This is a genomic window from Kribbella sp. NPDC031520 (assembly GCF_055580825.1).
The window spans coordinates 164,964-181,250 of record NZ_JBVIKS010000008.1 but is presented as its reverse complement, the minus strand read 5'-3'; the positions used below and the strand labels follow the sequence as shown (position 1 = coordinate 181,250).

The following is a 16,287-nucleotide window of genomic DNA, read 5'->3' as shown; positions in this document are numbered from 1 at the left end:
CCGGCGAATGGCAGAGGTACCGGTCTCGAAGGCGGCAGCGCAGTTCGTCAACGCGTGGGAGGCCGCGCTCCGGGAACGGCTGGTGGTGAAGCCGCCACAACGGTTCGACCGGCGGGTGCTGCTCGGACCGTACTCCTCGCCGGAGAAGCTTCGGCACGGTCTGCTCGGGGTCGGGACCGGTGGCGGGGATTCCAAGGGGAACCTGGACGAGGGGGACGGGCGCCGGCTGGATCGGCTCGGTCGGGGCAAGGGGTGGTTCCGGAACCGCAACTGGCCGTCCGGCGACGAGGTGTCGAAGGTGCAGCAGCTCGGCGTCGGGCTGACGCGCGAGCTCGGTGCGGGCGTGGGGCGTGGTGCTGTTCGTCAACAGGGCCACAACCGTCAGCTGGAGGATGCGATCGGGCAGTCGGTGGCGCGGTTCCACTACCCGTACGTCGTTGAGCAGTTGGAAGCCACGGGGACGATCTCTGCGGAGGTCGCGGCTGCGTTCCGGAGAGGGAATGACTTCGCGCAGGACTCTCCACGGGAACGGCTGGTGACCACGTTCGCGGACGTGATCGATCCGGTGGTGGAGCGCGGTGACGCGGGACGGTTGCTGGACGTCGTACATGCCTCCGAGAGCGCCGACAAGGCGAGGGTGATGGCGGAGATCCTCGTCAACAGGTCGCCGATCCTGGAGCAGGCCGACAGGCCCGTACGTACGGCCGCCGCTGAGCACCTGACCTCCGTGATCGGCGACCAGCTGTCGGAGGCGATGGAAGAACTCGACCAGGAGTCCTACACCTCCCGCCCGCAACGCGCCCAGACTCTGGGCCGCCGGATCGCCGAAGACACCCGGCGAGCCATCACCCGGCTCGAACGCGAGGCCGCACCTAACCCAACCACAGACCCCGAAGCCACCCGCACCGCCGACGTGGCCGCGGCGTCACGCCTGGCCGGTGACGGCGTCGCGAGTGCGAGTACCCCTGGCGGCAACGGCGCGACCAGCCCCGCGGTCGACCCGGCCACGCCGAACAATCGCACTACCGGTCCGAGAACCCCCGGCAACGCGATCGGCTAGCCCGTACGACCGGGCAACGCTTGGTGAACTTGTGCCGACTCCGTGGTCCCTGAGGCCGGCCGGCCGCTAGCCTCCGGCGCATGAAGATCCTGAAGCGAGTGATCGCCCCCCTCGCCCTCGTCGTTCTCACCATCGGTACGACGCTCTCCGCGGCGCCGGCGTACGCCGCTCCGACCTACTGGAAGTTCAAGAACACCTACAACGGCAAGTGCCTGCACGCCGGCGACACGAACGTGTGGCTGGAGACCTGCCAGGCGACCGACCGGCAGGAGTGGGACTGGGTCGGCACCGGCACCTATCAGTACCTGCGGAACAAGCTGACCGGGAAGTGCCTCACGACCGACGACAAGACGCTGAACAACTCCGTGTGGAGCAGCCCGTGCTCGTACGTCGACGGCAAGCTCTGGTCGTACGGCGGAGACGGCTCGTACCTCTCCAGCCACTACAGCAGCTGGCTCCGCAGCAGCCCGAGCGGATCTGAAGCCGTCTACGCATCGCACGAGTACATGGACTACGGCGACAACATGAACTGGATCGGCACCCACAACTGAGAACGGTGCGCTGTCCGGAGATCGCTCCGGACAGCGCCGACGGTCACGCGGGTGACGGGCTTCCGGTTTCCGCGGAGGGGCCTGCGGCGGCTCGGCGGACGGACCAGGCGACGCCGATGAGGACTACGCCCCAGACCAGGGCTGTCACGCCTAGGAGGACGGCGATGCTGACGGCGCCGGCGCCGGGGTTGGCGGCGAAGAGGATGCCGATGAGGATCGAAAGCGCGCCGTTCAGTACTAGGAGCCAGCGGGGCATCGGCAGGTGGCTGCTGAAGGCGCCGGCCAGCTCGAAGATGCCGCGGACGATGAGCCAGATGCCGAGGATCCAGGTCAGGGTGGCCGCGGTCATCCCGGGGTGGACGATCGCGAAGAACCCGGCCAGCAGCGCGATCACGCCGAGGACGATCAGCCACAGCCGGCTGCCCCGGTAGTCCGGCTGGAAGGCCTGGGCGATCGAGCCGATCCCGTCGGTGACCGCCCAGATGCCCCAGAGCAGGGCCAGGGCGATCGCCGTGGAGATCGGCCAGGCGATCGCGAGAATCCCGAACACGATGCCGATCGCACCGCGGACGAGCAGCATCTTCCAGCCGAGAGTCAACCAGTCCCGCTCCATGTCAGACCTCCTTGAGGGCTATTAGCTCTCATGGTGATCTCAGCAACGGTGCGTGACAACTACCTACTCGGAGGCGCGTCGCAACGCTTCCGAAAGCCGTTCCGCGGCGGCCATGACGGCGGGCGCGTGCATGCGGCCCGGCTGGCGGGAGAGGCGTTCGATCGGGCCGGAGACGGATACGGCGGCGATCACCTTGCCGCTGGGGGAGCGGACCGGGGCGGAGACCGACGCCACACCCTGCTCGCGTTCGCCGACCGAGTGCGCCCAGCCACGGCGTCGTACGCCGGCCAGCGCCGCCGCGTTGAACGAAGCGTTGTGGAGACCGCGGTGCATCCGCTCCGGATCCTCCCAGGCAAGCAGTATTTGGGCGGCGGAACCGGCCGCCATCGTCAGCTGGCTGCCTACCGGGACGGTGTCGCGCAGACCCGACGGCCGTTCGGCAGCAGCAACACACACCCGGTACTCGCCCTGCCGCCGGAACAACTGCGCCGATTCGCCGGTAATGTCACGCAGTCGGGCCAGCACCGGGCCGGCGGTCGCGAGCAGCCGGTCCTCACCGGCGGCGGAGGCCAACTCGCTCAGTCGCGGTCCGAGCACGAAGCGTCCCTGCATGTCGCGCCCGACCAGCCGGTGGTGCTCGAGAGCGACCGCGAGACGATGTGCCGTCGGCCGCGCCAGCCCCGTCGCCGCCACGAGTCCGGCCAGGGTCGCCGGCCCGGACTCGAGTGCGGACAGAACGAGAGCTGCTTTGTCGAGAACGCCGACTCCGCTAGAGTTGTCCATGGGACGATATTGCCGTCTCGAATCGTGGAACGCAAGTCGCTTCAGCCGCCCAATCGAGAGCACTGTGAGCGAAAGCACCACACTTCCAAATCTCAAAGGAGAGTCTGATGGGCAGGACGTTGTCGGAAAAGGTCTGGGATGCGCACGTCGTGCGCCATGCCGACGGAGAACCCGACCTCCTTTACATCGACCTCCATCTGGTCCACGAGGTGACCAGCCCGCAGGCCTTCGACGGCCTCCGGCTGGCCGGCCGTCAGGTCCGGCGGCCGGACCTGACGATCGCCACCGAGGACCACAACGTCCCGACCTTCGACGTGGACAAGCCGATCGCCGACCCGGTGTCGCGGACCCAGGTGGACACGCTGCGCAGTAACGCCGAGGAGTTCGGCATCCGGATCCACACCCTCGGCGACCCGGACCAGGGCGTCGTGCACGTGATCGGCCCGCAGCTCGGCCTGACCCAGCCGGGGATGACCGTGGTCTGCGGTGACAGCCACACCTCGACGCACGGCGCGTTCGGAGCCATTGCCTTCGGCATCGGTACCAGCGAGGTCGAGCACGTACTGGCAACCCAGACGCTGATGCAGGCCCGCCCCAAGACGATGGCGGTCACCGTCGACGGCGTACTGCCCGACGGCGTCTCGGCCAAGGACCTGGTGCTGTCGCTGATCGCGAAGGTCGGCACTGGTGGCGGCCAGGGCTACATCGTCGAGTACCGCGGTGAGGCGATCCGCGCGCTGTCGATGGAAGCGCGGATGACGATCTGCAACATGTCGATCGAGTGGGGTGCGAAGGCCGGCATGATCGCGCCGGACGAGACCACGTTCGAGTACCTGAAGGACAAGCCGCACGCGCCGCAGGGTGTCGACTGGGAAGCCGCCGTCGAGTACTGGAAGAGCCTGGCCACCGACGAGGACGCGACGTTCGACCGCGAGGTCGTACTGCGCGCCGAGGAGATCACGCCGTTCGTCACCTGGGGCACGAACCCGGGCCAGGGCGTGCCGCTGGCGGCCACCGTGCCGTCGCCGGACGACTTCGACAACGAGAACGACAAGGTCGCGGCCGAGCGCGCGCTGGAGTACATGGGCCTGACCGCCGGTACGCCGCTGCGCGAGATCCACGTGGACACGGTGTTCCTGGGCTCCTGCACCAACGGCCGGATCGAGGACCTGCGGGCCGCGGCCGGCGTACTGGCCGGGCGGAAGGTTGCCGAGGGCACCCGGATGCTGGTGGTCCCGGGATCCGGCCGGGTCCGGCTGCAGGCCGAGGCCGAGGGCCTGGACCAGACCTTCAAGGAGGCCGGCGCCGAGTGGCGTGGCGCCGGTTGCTCGATGTGCCTGGGCATGAACCCGGACCAGCTGGCGCCGGGTGAGCGGAGCGCCTCCACCTCCAACCGGAACTTCGAAGGCCGCCAGGGCAAGGGCGGTCGTACCCACCTGGTGTCGCCGCTGGTCGCCGCCGCGACCGCTGTCACCGGGACCCTGGCCGCACCGGCCGACCTGCCGCCCGTCGCCGTACCTGCGAACGCCTGAGGAGCAACGGAATCATGGAAGCCTTCACCCAGCACATCGGTACGGCGGCCCCGCTGCGCCGCAGCAACGTCGACACCGACCAGATCATCCCGGCCGTGTACCTGAAGCGCGTCACCCGGACCGGCTTCGAGGACGGGCTGTTCGCGGCCTGGCGCAACGATCCTTCCTTCGTCCTCAACCAGCCGGAGTACGAAGGTGTCTCGGTGCTCGTCGCCGGACCGGACTTCGGTACGGGGTCGTCGCGTGAGCACGCCGTCTGGGCCTTGCTCGACTACGGCTTCCGGGTCGTTGTCTCGTCGCGCTTCGGCGACATCTTCCGCGGCAACTCCGGCAAGGCCGGTCTGCTCGCGGCCCTGGTGACGCAGGACGTCGTCGAGCAGCTGTGGACCGCGGTCGAGACCGACCCGGGTACCAAGGTCACGGTCGACCTGGAGAACAAGACGATCTCGGCCGGTGACGTCTCGGCACCCTTCGAGATCGACGACTACACGCGCTACCGGCTGCTGAACGGTCTGGACGACGTCGGCATCACTTTGTCGCACGCGGACGAGATCTCTGCGTACGAAGCAACCCGGCCGTCCTTCAAGCCGGCAACCCTTCCTGCCAAGGCCTGAGAGCTCTATCAGAGTTGTTGCCCCCGTAACGTTTTGGTGGACGGGGGCGATAATTCTGGTGTTACCCTTGCGTGGTTGCCGGGGACATCATCGGCACAAGGCTTGCGAGACCGGGGAGGTGAGGACGCATGAACAGCAGCGATCCCTCCAGACATACCGGTCTCGCTCGGCCTTCGGGGGACTGATTTTCCTCCGGTAGTTGTGGGGTCGGGCAGACGTGTGCTCATCACTCGCCTGATTCACCCGCATCTGGAGGACTCATGTCCGACCTGCGCCTGCGCACCTTCCGTGCGTTCAGCCGTACTCCGTCACTGCGTGCCGCCGCGCGCAAGCACGCCGCATCCGCCGCCGCCTCCGCGATCGAGCCGGACACCAAGCAGCCGCGCGACCTGCAGAAGCCCAAGGGGCACAGTGTCGTCGACAGCGCGATCTACTGCGGCGGCAACCGGGTCGCGTCCCCGCATTCGCTGGCAGATACGTACTCCGCACTGCATGACGCTCCGCAGAGCCTGGCCTGGATCGGCCTGTACCGGCCGGACCGCCGCGAGCTCGCCTCGCTGGCGCAGGAGTTCGACCTGCACGAGCTGGCGATCGAGGACGCGAACGAAGCGCATCAGCGGCCGAAGCTGGAGCGGTACGGCGACACGTTGTTCGTCGTACTGAAGGCCGCGCGGTACCGGGACGCGACCGAGGAGGTCGAGTTCGGGGAGGTGCACGTCTTCGTGGGCCCGGACTTCGTGGTGACGGTCCGGCATGCCGAAGCGCCCAACCTGGCCGCCGTACGGCGTCGCGTCGAACGCGATCCGGAACTCCTCAGCCGCGGTGCCGAAGCGGTCCTCTACGCGATCATGGACAAGGTCGTCGACGGGTACGCGCCGGTGGTCGCCGGTCTGGAGAACGACATCGACGAGATCGAGACCGAGGTGTTCCGCGGCGATCCGAAGGTGTCGCGGCGGATCTACGAACTGTCCCGTGAGGTGATCGAGTTCCAGCGCGCCACCCGGCCGTTGGTCGGGATGCTCGAGCAACTGCGCGGCGGCTTCCAGAAGTACGGCGTGGACGAGGAACTGCAACGTTCACTGCGCGACGTCGCCGACCACGTCACCGAGGTGGTGGAGAAGGTCGACGGCTTCCGCGAACTGCTCCGCGACATCCTGACGGTGAACGCGACCCTGGTTGCCCAGCAGCAGAACGAGGAGATGAAGAGCCTCGCGATCGCCAGCAGCGAGCAGAACGAAGAGGTCAAGCGGATCTCTGCCTGGGCGGCGATCCTGTTCGCACCGACGCTGATCGGGACCGTCTACGGGATGAACTTCGACAAGATGCCGGAGCTGCACTGGGAGTACGGATATCCGTTCGCGATCGGCCTGATGGCCTTGGTGTGTGGAGGTCTGCACCAGATCTTCAAACGCCGCGGCTGGCTGTGAGTCTGCTCCGAAAACCCCTCAAACACCCCGGATCGGGCGAAATTGTGGCCCGAATCGCCTGAAACAAGGCCGAATTGCCGCGTTGGTGTTTGTGCATGGCCTGTTCAGTCCATAACGTTCCTGTGAGATCGAGCGCTGTGCTCGACGTCTAGTGTTCACGGAGGGAAGCAGTGAACAAGAGCCAGTTGGTCGAAGCGCTCGCAGTGCACTTCGACGGAAACCGCCGCCAGGCCCAGCACGCACTGGAATCGGTGATCGACACCGTGCAGCGCGAGCTGACCAAGAAGGGTGGCAAGGTCGCCATCACCGGTTTCGGTGCCTTCGAGGCCATCGAGCGTGGCGCGCGCATCGTGCGCAACCCGCGGACCGGTGAGACCAAGCGCGCCAAGAAGACCACGGTTCCGAAGTTCCGCGCGGGTGCGGAGCTGAAGGCCGTTGTCTCCGGTGCGAAGAAGCTGCCGAAGCTGGTGGCCCCGAAGCCGGCCGCGACCGCCACCAAGGCGGCTGCCCCGGCGAAGAAGGCGGCTCCGGTCAAGGCCGCCGCCACGAAGACCGCCGCTGCGAAGAAGACGGTCGCCAAGAAGGCCCCGGCCAAGACGGTTGCCAAGAAGGCCCCGGCGAAGACCGTTGCCAAGAAGGCCCCGGCCAAGACGGTCGCCAAGAAGGCCCCGGCCAAGACCGTTGCCAAGAAGGCGCCGGCCAAGAAGGCCCCCGCCAAGAAGACCGCGGCGAAGCGTACCGCTCGCTGATCTTCACGCACTGCGGCACCTGCACGACACGAAGGCCGGTCACCCCACTCCAGGGGATGACCGGCCTTCGCCGTTGTCCCCGGCAACTAGAGGGTGCAACTACAGGCGGGTGCCGAAGTCCACCTTGGTGATTGCCAGCGTCGCACCGGATCCGGTGGTCTCGATCGTCACGCGCTGGCCGACGCGCAGATGACGAACCGGGGTGCTCGCGACCGCGTGCACCGTGAACGGGAGCTCGATCCCGGTGTCGGTCAGGACGGCCCCAGAGAACGTTTCACCGTCGTACTTGCTCACAGTCGCCTGCATGTCAGCAGGCTAGACCTTCGGTCCCGGTCGCCGCACCGAGCACCAGCGAGAGCACGTCGGCGGTCGCGGGCCCCACACCGAGTTGTACGGCGTGGGCGAGGTCCGCTGCGGTGTCGACGTCACGACGTACGGACTCGATCCCGGGGAGCTCGATCGGTACCGCGCCGGATGCCTGGTGGGCCAGGGCGGAACCGACGCCGAAGCGGGGATCCAGCGGTACGCCGGATGCTGCCGCGAGCAACGTCGTACCGGTGCCGGGCTCGTCGACGACGAAGGAACGGGCCGCCGTACAGGCAGCGAGAACGGCCGTGAGCTCGGCCGGACGGAGGGTGGGAAGGTCGGCCGACAACGCCGCGACACCGGTACCGGGGAACTCCGCGGCCGCCACGGTGGCTCCATGCGACAGGGCCTCGTTCAGCCCCGCGGCGGGGAGATCCGGGACCACGCGCGCACCGGCCGCGGTCACGTCCGCGCTGACCAGCGGGTCGTCGGTGACCACCAGAACGGTCTGCACCAGTGGGGACCGGAGAGCGGCCGCAGTAGTGTCGACGGCGAAGGCACGAGCCAGCTCAGGACGGTGCTGAGGGTAGGCCGGAGCGAGCCGGCTCTTCGCGATCGCCGTACGCTTCACCGGGATCACCAGGGTCCAGGGAGCGACCTGTAGGTCTGCCATCAGGCAGGATTCTCCCATGACCGACGGCGCGTTCGACCACCAGGAGGCAGCAGTGGACAGCAGGAGCGACGATCCACGGCCGCCGCGCGGATTCTGGTTCGGCATCATCGTCGCGCTTGTCAAGCCGTTCATGATCGTGTTCACCAAGTGCCGGTTCACCGGCCGGGAGAACATGCCGCGGCACGGCGGCGTGGTCTATGTGCCGAACCACATCTCGCATTTCGACCCGGTACTGCTCGGCTATTTCATCTGGGAGTGCCGGCGGATCCCGCGGTTCCTCGGCAAGGCCTCGGTGTTCAAGATCCCGGTTCTCGGCAAGATCATCAGCGGTGCCGGGCAGATTCCGGTGTACCGCGATTCCACCCAGGCCGTGGACGCGTTCCGGGACGCGGTCGCCGCGGTCGAACGCGGCGAGTGTGTGGGCGTTTACCCAGAGGGCACGATCACCCGCGACCCGGCGATGTGGCCGATGACCGGCAAGACCGGTGCGGCCCGGATCGCGTTGATGACCGGCTGCCCGGTGATCCCGGTGGCGAACTGGGGCGCCCAGGAGATCCTCAAGTCCTACACCGGCAAGATCCGGTTCCGGCTGCTGCCGCGCAAGACGCTGCAGGTGCGGGCCGGGACGCCGGTCGATCTGAGCGCGTTCGAGGGCAAGCCGCTGACCAACCAGCTGTTGCACGAGGCAACCGAGGTGATCATGGCCCGGGTCGCCGAGACCCTGGGCGAACTGCGCGGCGAGACTCCGCCCAAGGAGCTGTACGACCTGCGCAAAGCCCGACGTGAGGAGAAGGAATGACCAAAGTCGCGGTGTTCGGAGCCGGGTCCTGGGGGACGGCGTTCGCGGTGGTGCTGGCGAACGCCGGTAACCAGGTGTCCGTGTGGGGCCGGCGTGAGTCGCTCTGTGAGTCGATCAATGCCGGGCACGAGAACGCCGAGTACCTTCCCGGTCTGCGATTGCCTGATGCGATCACCGCGACCCACGACCCCGCCGTGGCGGCCGACGGAGCGGAGGCCGTCGTACTCGCGGTGCCGTCGCAGTCGTTGCGGGACAACCTCACGGACTGGGCCGGCGTACTGCCGAACGCCGTACCGCTGGTCAGCCTGATGAAGGGCGTCGAGCTCGGTACGACGAAGCGGATGAGCGAGGTGATCGCCGAACTCACCGGCGCCGGGCCGGAACGGATCGCGGTCGTCTCCGGGCCGAACCTGGCCCGCGAGATCGCCGAGGGTCAACCGGCCGCGTCCGTCGTCGCCTGTACGGACGAGGGGACGGCGGCGCGGTTGCAGAAGCTCTGCCATTCCCCGACGTTCCGCCCGTACACGAACAACGACGTCGTCGGCTGTGAGCTCGGTGGCGCCTGCAAGAACGTGATCGCGCTCGCGGTCGGGATGGCCGTAGGCCTCGGCTTCGGCGACAACGCCCGCGCCTCGGTGATCACCCGCGGGTTGGCCGAGATCGCCCGGCTCGGTACGGCACTGGGCGCCGACGAGCACACGTTCTCCGGCCTGGCCGGGCTCGGCGACCTCGTCGCGACCTGCTCGTCGCCGTTGTCCCGCAACCGGACCTTCGGCGAGAAACTCGGCCAGGGCATGAGCGTCGCGGAGATCGCCGGCGGCACCCGTCAGGTCGCGGAGGGCGTGAAGTCCTGCGCCTCGATCACCGAACTCGCCCACCACCACGACGTCGAGATGCCGATCGCCGAACACGTCACCAAGGTCGTAGCCGGCGAGATGACCCCGAAAGACATGCTCTTCAGCCTCGTCTCCCGCTCAGCAAAGTCAGAACGCTGGGGATGATCCCAACCACCTTCGCCAAGTCGTGCCGTCCGGGACGCCGTCCTCAAGGTTTCCCGCACCCGGGCAACATGCATGAGCCGGACGCCTTTGAGGCTTGGGGTGGTGAGGGCGCGGTCAAGCTGTACGAACGCGACGACGCCCGCTACGCCATGCTGCTCGAGCGCGTGCATCCCACCACGCTGATGGAGCACAACGAGGACGTCGTCGCGATCGCGGGCGAGCTGCATCGCAGGTTGCGGATCCCGGCACCGGTCGGCCTGCCGCGGATGTCCGAGCGGGCCGATACCTGGGCGGAGGAACTCCGCAAGGACTCCGCTGAGCTCGACCACCCGTTGCCGGCGGCTGTGGTCGACGGTGCCCTCGCCGTCGTCGATGAGCTCGGCCGCGAGCAGCCGGAGATCCTGATCCACGGCGACTTCCATCCGCGCAACATCCTCCGCGCGGACCGGGAGCCCTGGCTGGCCGTCGATCCGAAGGGCTACGTCGGCGACCCGGCGTACGACGCGGCGATCTTCCTGCGCACCCGCGCGTACCACCTGTTCCTGGGCGGCCTGGTCGGCGCCGACCTGCTCCGCCGGTTGCAGGCCGAGCTGAACGAGTTCGCCGACGCGTCCGGCCTCGACGCGAAACGCATCCGCCGCTGGACGCAACTGGTCGCCGTCCAGACGTCGTTCTGGGGCCGTCGCCACGGCTTCGGCCGGGCCCGTGGTGGGAGCGAACTCGAACGTATCGTCGGCTTGATCGACCAGATCGCGGTCGCCTGGAAGTGACCTGGGGCTCGGCTAGCGTCGTGGTGTGGACCAGATCGAGTTGTTCGTCAACCACTTCGTCGACTGGATGGACGAATCGGGTGCCGTCGGCAACCCTGATCTCGAGCTGATCCGGGACCTGCTGTGGGCTCGTCGTGAGGTGCAGCAAGTGTTCGGATTGCGCGACGACATGGGGCAAGGGGTTCCCGGGGCGATGGTGTGGCCGAACACCGCGCTGTTCCGGACCGTGGTCGAGATCGCGCCGTTCTCGTTCCAGGTCGACGCGCAGGTGCGTGAAGCTCTGGTCCGCACGCTGCCCCTGCTGCGGGAATTCATCCTGATGAAGCTGACCGTCGAGCGCGGCACCACCACGATCCGGCAGGAGACGAAGGATCTGCTGGACATCCTGACGTCCGACCTCGGGCGCCGGATGGAGGACCCGGCGCGGTGGGCCCTGCGGCTGCGTCGGCACTGGCTGCGGACGGAGGCGAAGTTCGAGCCGCCGGCCGGTACGGACGGCGAGGGCTGGCAGACGCGCTTCGACCGGCTACCGCGCGAGCGCCGGGACGAGCTGATCGGGCCGGTGTGGCGCCCCCCGGTCGACCTTCCGCGCGGCCTGTGGGGTGCTGCCGTCGTTCCCCGGCCGACGATTACTTTGCCGTCAACTCTGGTCGCGGCGGCCCGGACGGCACCGTTGATGGCGGCCGTGATCGAGGTCGCCGAGTACCTCGCCGATCGGGTGGGTGCTTGGACGGGTGGCCGCCTGGCGGACGACGTCGTGGCGGAGGTGTCCGCCGGGACGTCACTCGCGGATCCGGAACTGGTGCAGGAGGCGTGGCGACTGGCGGTGCTGGGCGGGTTTCTCTGGCCGGTGCCGTTGCGGATCTTCCGTGGTGAGAATCTCGACCTCTGGGCGGACGACGACGAGGTGCTCGCGCGCTGGTCGGAGGTTGCCGAGGCGGCGATCGCCGATCTCCCGGATCCGGTGCATGATCTGGTCGTCCGGCTGATTCTGGCGACGTACCACCCAGGTGTCGACGAAACGTCCGCCGACGTGACCGCTGTCCTCGCGACGCCGGAGGGACGGTCCGCGGTGGATCGCCTGCAGCGGCTCGGAGTTCTGGACGGCTGCACGCTGACGCCGCTGGGGCGTCAGGGCGTGCTGTTCCCGTGGGCCGGCTGGAAACTCGACGGCGGGTGGACACTCGATGCGGGCGAGTGGCGCTCAGACCTGACGACAGCCGACGTCCGGACGTGGCTGCGCTCGGTGGACCGGTGCCTGGTCGGCGAGCCCGGACTCTGGTGGCAGCTCAACGCCGACCCCGACGTCTTCGCCGGTCAGTTGGTCGAGGCGATGCGCACCATCGACGATCCGTCGGCGCGGTTCCGTGCGTTCGCCATTCTCATCAATCTCGGACCGTCCGGCCTCGCGGCGGCTCAGCAGTTGGCCGGGACGCTGCTCAGTGTGTACTACGTGATGCTCGGTGGGCCCGACGCAGCCGCTGCGGCTCCGGTCACCGAAGAGCAACTGGCCCTCTGCCGGGCGGACGTGGACGCGTTCGACGCGCAAGCGACGCGCCTGCTGGACGGGGCGACGCCGGGGACTCCGATCGACCCGCGCTCTCTCACGTTCTTGCCGCGAGGCGAAGAGGAGTGGCTGGATCGGTTGCGCGACGGTGCGCCCTGCACGGCTGAGGACATCGAACGCGTGCGTAGGTACCTCCTGCGTGTCAGTGACGGGGTGGGAGACGTTCTACGGACGATCGCGTCAATGGCCTAGGGCGTGTTGCTGGACCAGAATGGCGGCCCTCAGCTGGATCGCCTAGCAAGGCCCTCAGGCGGCAGATCGAACGCGTCGTTGGGGGTCCGCAAGAGGGCGATACTGGCGCCGGCGAAACCGACCGCGGTGACCACTAGCCCGATACCGGCGGCGACGTGGCCCGGCATGAACGGGTGAGTGAAGCCGCCGACGGCGAGGGCGATCCCCATCCAGACCGGAGCAACCCGGCTGCGCGCCAGAGCGATCCCCTGCAGCAACAGGCCGACCGTGATGGCGAGGATGAAGAGCAGACTCCCGACGGCGAAGATCGGCAGGTTGTCCATCGCGGACCTCAGCTTCTCCATCGTCGCCGGATCCAGGTGTTCGTGGACCGTCAGGTACTCCGGCGTCACCGGACCACCCAGCAGGAACAGCCCGGCTCCCAGACCTCCCATGGTGACGATGGCTCCGACGGTGGACAGTCGCGGCACTCGCCGGCGCGTGACCCACGCGACGGCGAAGCTCGCCGGGATCAGCAGGAACCAGGGCACCTGCAGCCATTGCATGAGCTCGAACCGGCCCTGGTGCGCTGTGACCGCCACGACAGTCTCGCCGAACGGCGCGTTGCCGTCGACCGGGCTGATCAGGTAGACGATCCCCTGAAGCAGGATCGGCACCGGGGCGATCACGGCGAGCAGGACCCGCCAGAATCCCCGCACGTCCCGCGGTTTCCGTTCGGACTTGCCTGTCTTGGAAGTCTTCGAGGTTGTGGTGGACATGAGCAACTCCTTTGCGAGTGCGCTGCCGTCAGCGCTGGAGACCTCAGCGTCGGACCGGACCGGCCCCAGGCGGCAGGTTCGCGGCTCACACCCGCCCGGGAGACCTTCCTGGGCGCCCTGGGGCCAGCCCCCTACCCGCCTGTGGGTTCGAGGTCTGATGATGGGCTCATGAGGGCCGATCCGGACGTGACCGGTAGGACCGATCGCCGGCTGCGATCGGTGGCTCTCGCTGCACTCGGCGTGGCGTTGCTGGGCGCAGTAATCACCGTCGTCGCCGCAACGGCATCCGGGCTGAGTTGGTCGCGGCTGATCGACCTGTTCGTCGTGAGCAATGCCCTGATCGGGCTGTGCCTGGCGTTGGCCGGCTGGCCGATCGCGGACCGGCAGCCACGGAACCTGGTCGGCTGGTCGCTCCTGATCGGCGGCTTGTGCTACGGCTCGACCGCGCTCGGGACCAGCGTGCTCGCCTGGCTGGGGGAGCCACGAGGCTTCTGGCGCGGATTCGCCACGGTGACGAACGCCGGCTGGACGTGGACCTTGGCGACGCTGCTGCCGTTGTCGCTCATCCTGTTCCCCGACGGGCGGCTGCCGGGCCGGCGCTGGCGCTGGGTCGTCGCGGTGCTCTGCTTCACCGGCATCAGCTATACGGCGGCCGCGGTCCTGGACCCGAACGGCGGACTGACGGCCGAGCTGGGCATTCCGGAATACCCGGCCTGGTCCGGGTTCCGGCAGATCGTCTGGCTCCAGAACGCGAGCGCGATCGGGCTCGTGGCCGGCTACCTGTTGGCGCCGGCCGCAGTCGTCGTCCGCTACCGGCGCGGCTCCGAACAGGTCCGTCGGCAGGTCCTCTGGTTGCTGCTGGCAACGATCCTGATGGTCGGCTGCTTCGCTGTCGCGACCGCGGCCGGCTCGGAGTCGCTGCTGCTCGGGGTGCTGCCGATCCTGCTCGTCCCGGTGGCGGTGGCGGTCGCTATCCTGCGGCACCAGCTGCTCGACATCCGGCTGGTGGTCTCGCGATCGGTGCTGTACCTCCTGCTCACCGGCGCGGTGGTGGCCGGCTACCTGGCGCTCGTCCTGCTCCTCGACCGAACCGTTCGGCACCAGGTTTCGCTGAACTCGTCGGTCGTCGCCACCGTGGTGATCGCGCTCGCCTTCAATCCCGCGCGGGTCTGGTTGCAGCGGCTGATCCAGCGTGCGTTCTACGGTGCACGCCAGGATCCGGTGCGGGCGATGGTCGAGGTCGGCGCCCGGCTCGGCACAGCGGCCGGCACCGGGCTCGACGGCGTACTCGACGCCTTGTGCCGGGTGATGCGTTTCCCGGCGGCGGCTGTCCTGGTGGACGGCAAGCAGGTGTCAGCGTACGGCGAGCTGCCCGCGGCACGGCATGCGATCGCGCTCGGCTCCGGTGCCGAGCGGCTGGGGGAGCTGGTCGTCGGTTTGCGTTCGGGCGAACAGCGACTCGATCCGGCCGACGAGCAGGTACTCACTCTGCTCGCGGCTCCGCTTGCGGTGGCGGTGCAGGCCAGACGGCTGGCCGATCAGTTGCGGGATTCACGGGAGCGCGCCATCACCGGCCGCGAGGAAGAACGGCGGCGGATCCGCCGCGACCTGCACGACGGACTCGGCCCGGTGCTGACTGCGGTGGTGCTGAACGCCGAGGCGGCGTTGCGCCTGCTCGACGCCGATCGTGATCGGAGTTCGGAGCTGTTGGCGCGCCTGCGCGACCTGACGATCGGGGCGGTCGACGAGATCCGCCGGCTCGTGGACCAGTTGCGGCCGGCCGCGCTGGACGGACTCGGTCTGGTGGGCGCCCTTCGTGAGTACGTCGTGTCCGCGGGCCCGCGTACGGACGGTGCTGCCCTCGGCATCACGGTGGACGCGCCGCCGGAACTCGGCGAACTGCCCGCCGCCGTGGAAGTCGCGACGTACCGGATCGCCACGGAGGCCCTGACGAACGTGATTCGGCACTCGAGCGCGACCACCGCCGGGGTCCGAATTGCTGTCGAGCACGGCCGGCTCCTGCTGGAGGTACGCGACAACGGGCTCAACGACGGGCCGGAATGGCAACCGGGTGTCGGGCTCGCCTCCATCACCGAGCGGGCGGCCGAGCTGGGTGGCGAGTGCGACGTCCGCTACGACCGGACCGGGTGCACGGTCAGCGTCGTACTGCCTCTGGGGCCGGCCGTACTCGAGGTGCGGCCATGACGCTGCGGATCGTGGTGGCGGACGACCACGGCATCGTGCGCGAAGGCCTCGGCGCGCTGCTGTCGGCGCATGACGGCTACGAGTTGATCGGTACGGCGGCCAACGGCGAGGAGGCGGTTCGTGCGGCCGTGATACTGCATCCCGACGTGCTGGTGATGGACATCCAGATGCCCGGACTGTCCGGGATCGACGCGACCACCGAGATCGGCCGGGTCGCGCCTGACGTGGCCGTGCTCATGCTGACCATGTTCGACGACGACGAGTCGGTGTTCGCCGCGATGCGCGCCGGCGCCCAGGGTTATGTGCTGAAGGGTGCGGCGCCGGACAACGTGATCCGGGCCATCGCCGCGGTCGCCGCCGGCGAGGCGATCTTCGGGCCGGGGATCGCGCGCCGGGCGCTCGCCTATCTGTCCGGGCCGCGCGCCGACCAGCCGGCCTTCCCCCAGCTGACGCCGCGCGAACGCGAGGTGCTGGACCTGATCGCCGGCGGGCTGGGCAACGCCGCCATCGCCGGCCGGCTCGGACTGGCCGTGGCGACCGTTGGCAATCACATCACCAGCATCTTCGCCAAGCTCCAGGTGGCCGGCCGCTCCGAAGCCATCATCCGGGCCCGCTCCGCCGGCCTCGGCGACCACTGAGCTCCACCGTCCCGCGGTCGGGTGGTGCGCGGACGTCCGCGAGGTGTTC

17 protein-coding genes are annotated in these 16,287 nt (G+C 68.6%); 12 read left to right on the top strand and 5 right to left on the bottom strand.

Annotated elements, in window-relative coordinates; translation table 11 throughout:
* Nucleotides 1–7 precede the first annotated feature (7 nt).
* Together ACZ5BU_RS34965 and ACZ5BU_RS34960 are read left to right on the top strand one after the other, a co-directional pair.
* Complete coding sequence (locus tag ACZ5BU_RS34965) at nt 8–1,060, top strand: hypothetical protein (RefSeq protein WP_465705005.1); 1,053 nt, start codon at nt 8–10, stop codon at nt 1,058–1,060.
* Between the two features lie 80 nt (nt 1,061–1,140).
* A complete protein-coding gene (locus ACZ5BU_RS34960; RefSeq protein ID WP_465705003.1) occupies nt 1,141–1,611 on the top strand; it encodes a ricin-type beta-trefoil lectin domain protein in 471 nt (156 codons plus the stop codon).
* A gap of 43 nt (nt 1,612–1,654) precedes the next feature.
* On the opposite strand, the gene ACZ5BU_RS34955 is transcribed toward ACZ5BU_RS34960, so the two are convergent.
* On the bottom strand, nt 1,655–2,224 hold the full coding sequence (locus tag ACZ5BU_RS34955) for an HdeD family acid-resistance protein (protein ID WP_465705001.1): 570 nt from the start codon (nt 2,222–2,224) through the stop codon (nt 1,655–1,657).
* A gap of 63 nt (nt 2,225–2,287) precedes the next feature.
* Complete coding sequence (locus ACZ5BU_RS34950) at nt 2,288–3,007, bottom strand: IclR family transcriptional regulator (RefSeq protein WP_130387568.1); 720 nt, start codon at nt 3,005–3,007, stop codon at nt 2,288–2,290.
* A 107-nt stretch (nt 3,008–3,114) separates the two neighbouring features.
* On the opposite strand from ACZ5BU_RS34950, the gene leuC reads away from it, so the two are divergent.
* The 4 genes from leuC (at nt 3,115) to ACZ5BU_RS34930 (ending at nt 7,329) form a co-directional block, all read left to right on the top strand.
* Nucleotides 3,115–4,539, top strand: a complete 1,425-nt coding sequence (leuC, locus tag ACZ5BU_RS34945; RefSeq protein ID WP_465704998.1) for a 3-isopropylmalate dehydratase large subunit — start codon at nt 3,115–3,117, stop codon at nt 4,537–4,539.
* A 14-nt stretch (nt 4,540–4,553) separates the two neighbouring features.
* Entirely contained in the window at nt 4,554–5,153 is a 600-nt protein-coding gene (leuD, locus tag ACZ5BU_RS34940; RefSeq protein ID WP_465704996.1) for a 3-isopropylmalate dehydratase small subunit, read from the top strand.
* Nucleotides 5,154–5,413: 260 nt separating this feature from the next.
* Entirely contained in the window at nt 5,414–6,580 is a 1,167-nt protein-coding gene (gene corA, locus ACZ5BU_RS34935) for a magnesium/cobalt transporter CorA (RefSeq protein WP_465704994.1), read from the top strand.
* 170 nt (nt 6,581–6,750) lie between these two features.
* Nucleotides 6,751–7,329: an HU family DNA-binding protein gene (locus ACZ5BU_RS34930; protein WP_465704992.1), complete on the top strand. Its 579-nt coding sequence runs from the start codon at nt 6,751–6,753 to the stop codon at nt 7,327–7,329.
* Between the two features lie 99 nt (nt 7,330–7,428).
* Here the strand turns inward: ACZ5BU_RS34930 and ACZ5BU_RS34925 are convergent, their stop codons facing one another.
* Nucleotides 7,429–7,635: a hypothetical protein gene (locus ACZ5BU_RS34925; RefSeq protein ID WP_465704991.1), complete on the bottom strand. Its 207-nt coding sequence runs from the start codon at nt 7,633–7,635 to the stop codon at nt 7,429–7,431.
* 1 nt (nt 7,636) lies between these two features.
* Nucleotides 7,637–8,308: a 2-phospho-L-lactate guanylyltransferase gene (cofC, locus tag ACZ5BU_RS34920; RefSeq protein WP_465704989.1), complete on the bottom strand. Its 672-nt coding sequence runs from the start codon at nt 8,306–8,308 to the stop codon at nt 7,637–7,639.
* A 16-nt stretch (nt 8,309–8,324) separates the two neighbouring features.
* Between cofC and ACZ5BU_RS34915 the strand changes: the two genes are divergently transcribed.
* From ACZ5BU_RS34915 to ACZ5BU_RS34900, 4 genes are all read left to right on the top strand, one after another.
* Complete coding sequence (locus ACZ5BU_RS34915) at nt 8,325–9,107, top strand: lysophospholipid acyltransferase family protein (RefSeq protein WP_465704987.1); 783 nt, start codon at nt 8,325–8,327, stop codon at nt 9,105–9,107.
* Nucleotides 9,104–10,108 (top strand): NAD(P)H-dependent glycerol-3-phosphate dehydrogenase, encoded by a 1,005-nt coding sequence (locus ACZ5BU_RS34910; RefSeq protein ID WP_465704985.1) that lies wholly within the window; start codon nt 9,104–9,106, stop codon nt 10,106–10,108. The genes ACZ5BU_RS34915 and ACZ5BU_RS34910 overlap by 4 nt, the downstream gene beginning before the upstream one ends.
* 68 nt (nt 10,109–10,176) lie before the next feature.
* On the top strand, nt 10,177–10,878 hold the full coding sequence (locus ACZ5BU_RS34905; RefSeq protein WP_465704983.1) for an aminoglycoside phosphotransferase family protein: 702 nt from the start codon (nt 10,177–10,179) through the stop codon (nt 10,876–10,878).
* A 25-nt stretch (nt 10,879–10,903) separates the two neighbouring features.
* Nucleotides 10,904–12,637, top strand: coding sequence for a hypothetical protein (locus tag ACZ5BU_RS34900; protein WP_465704981.1), 1,734 nt, complete (start codon nt 10,904–10,906; stop codon nt 12,635–12,637).
* 29 nt (nt 12,638–12,666) lie between these two features.
* Here ACZ5BU_RS34900 and ACZ5BU_RS34895 read toward each other — a convergent pair whose 3' ends face one another.
* On the bottom strand, nt 12,667–13,395 hold the full coding sequence (locus tag ACZ5BU_RS34895) for a hypothetical protein (protein WP_465704979.1): 729 nt from the start codon (nt 13,393–13,395) through the stop codon (nt 12,667–12,669).
* A 168-nt stretch (nt 13,396–13,563) separates the two neighbouring features.
* Between ACZ5BU_RS34895 and ACZ5BU_RS34890 the strand changes: the two genes are divergently transcribed.
* Nucleotides 13,564–15,600: a sensor histidine kinase gene (locus ACZ5BU_RS34890; protein WP_465704977.1), complete on the top strand. Its 2,037-nt coding sequence runs from the start codon at nt 13,564–13,566 to the stop codon at nt 15,598–15,600.
* Nucleotides 15,597–16,238, top strand: coding sequence for a response regulator transcription factor (locus ACZ5BU_RS34885; protein WP_465704975.1), 642 nt, complete (start codon nt 15,597–15,599; stop codon nt 16,236–16,238). Before ACZ5BU_RS34890 ends, ACZ5BU_RS34885 begins: the two co-directional genes overlap by 4 nt.
* Nucleotides 16,239–16,287: the final 49 nt, after the last annotated feature.

Bases quoted from the DNA above. Each gene is read 5' to 3' on its own strand.
- ACZ5BU_RS34910 (WP_465704985.1), top strand. From the start codon at position 9,104: ATGACCAAAGTCGCGGTGTTCGGAGCCGGGTCCTGGGGGACGGCGTTC.
- ACZ5BU_RS34960 (WP_465705003.1), top strand. From the start codon at position 1,141: ATGAAGATCCTGAAGCGAGTGATCGCCCCCCTCGCCCTCGTCGTTCTC.
- ACZ5BU_RS34895 (WP_465704979.1), bottom strand. From the start codon at position 13,395: ATGTCCACCACAACCTCGAAGACTTCCAAGACAGGCAAGTCCGAACGG.
- cofC (WP_465704989.1), bottom strand. From the start codon at position 8,308: ATGGCAGACCTACAGGTCGCTCCCTGGACCCTGGTGATCCCGGTGAAG.
- ACZ5BU_RS34885 (WP_465704975.1), top strand. From the start codon at position 15,597: ATGACGCTGCGGATCGTGGTGGCGGACGACCACGGCATCGTGCGCGAA.
- ACZ5BU_RS34915 (WP_465704987.1), top strand. From the start codon at position 8,325: ATGACCGACGGCGCGTTCGACCACCAGGAGGCAGCAGTGGACAGCAGG.
- ACZ5BU_RS34950 (WP_130387568.1), bottom strand. From the start codon at position 3,007: ATGGACAACTCTAGCGGAGTCGGCGTTCTCGACAAAGCAGCTCTCGTT.
- leuC (WP_465704998.1), top strand. From the start codon at position 3,115: ATGGGCAGGACGTTGTCGGAAAAGGTCTGGGATGCGCACGTCGTGCGC.
- ACZ5BU_RS34955 (WP_465705001.1), bottom strand. From the start codon at position 2,224: ATGGAGCGGGACTGGTTGACTCTCGGCTGGAAGATGCTGCTCGTCCGC.
- leuD (WP_465704996.1), top strand. From the start codon at position 4,554: ATGGAAGCCTTCACCCAGCACATCGGTACGGCGGCCCCGCTGCGCCGC.
- ACZ5BU_RS34890 (WP_465704977.1), top strand. From the start codon at position 13,564: ATGAGGGCCGATCCGGACGTGACCGGTAGGACCGATCGCCGGCTGCGA.
- ACZ5BU_RS34905 (WP_465704983.1), top strand. From the start codon at position 10,177: ATGCATGAGCCGGACGCCTTTGAGGCTTGGGGTGGTGAGGGCGCGGTC.
- ACZ5BU_RS34925 (WP_465704991.1), bottom strand. From the start codon at position 7,635: ATGCAGGCGACTGTGAGCAAGTACGACGGTGAAACGTTCTCTGGGGCC.
- ACZ5BU_RS34965 (WP_465705005.1), top strand. From the start codon at position 8: ATGGCAGAGGTACCGGTCTCGAAGGCGGCAGCGCAGTTCGTCAACGCG.
- corA (WP_465704994.1), top strand. From the start codon at position 5,414: ATGTCCGACCTGCGCCTGCGCACCTTCCGTGCGTTCAGCCGTACTCCG.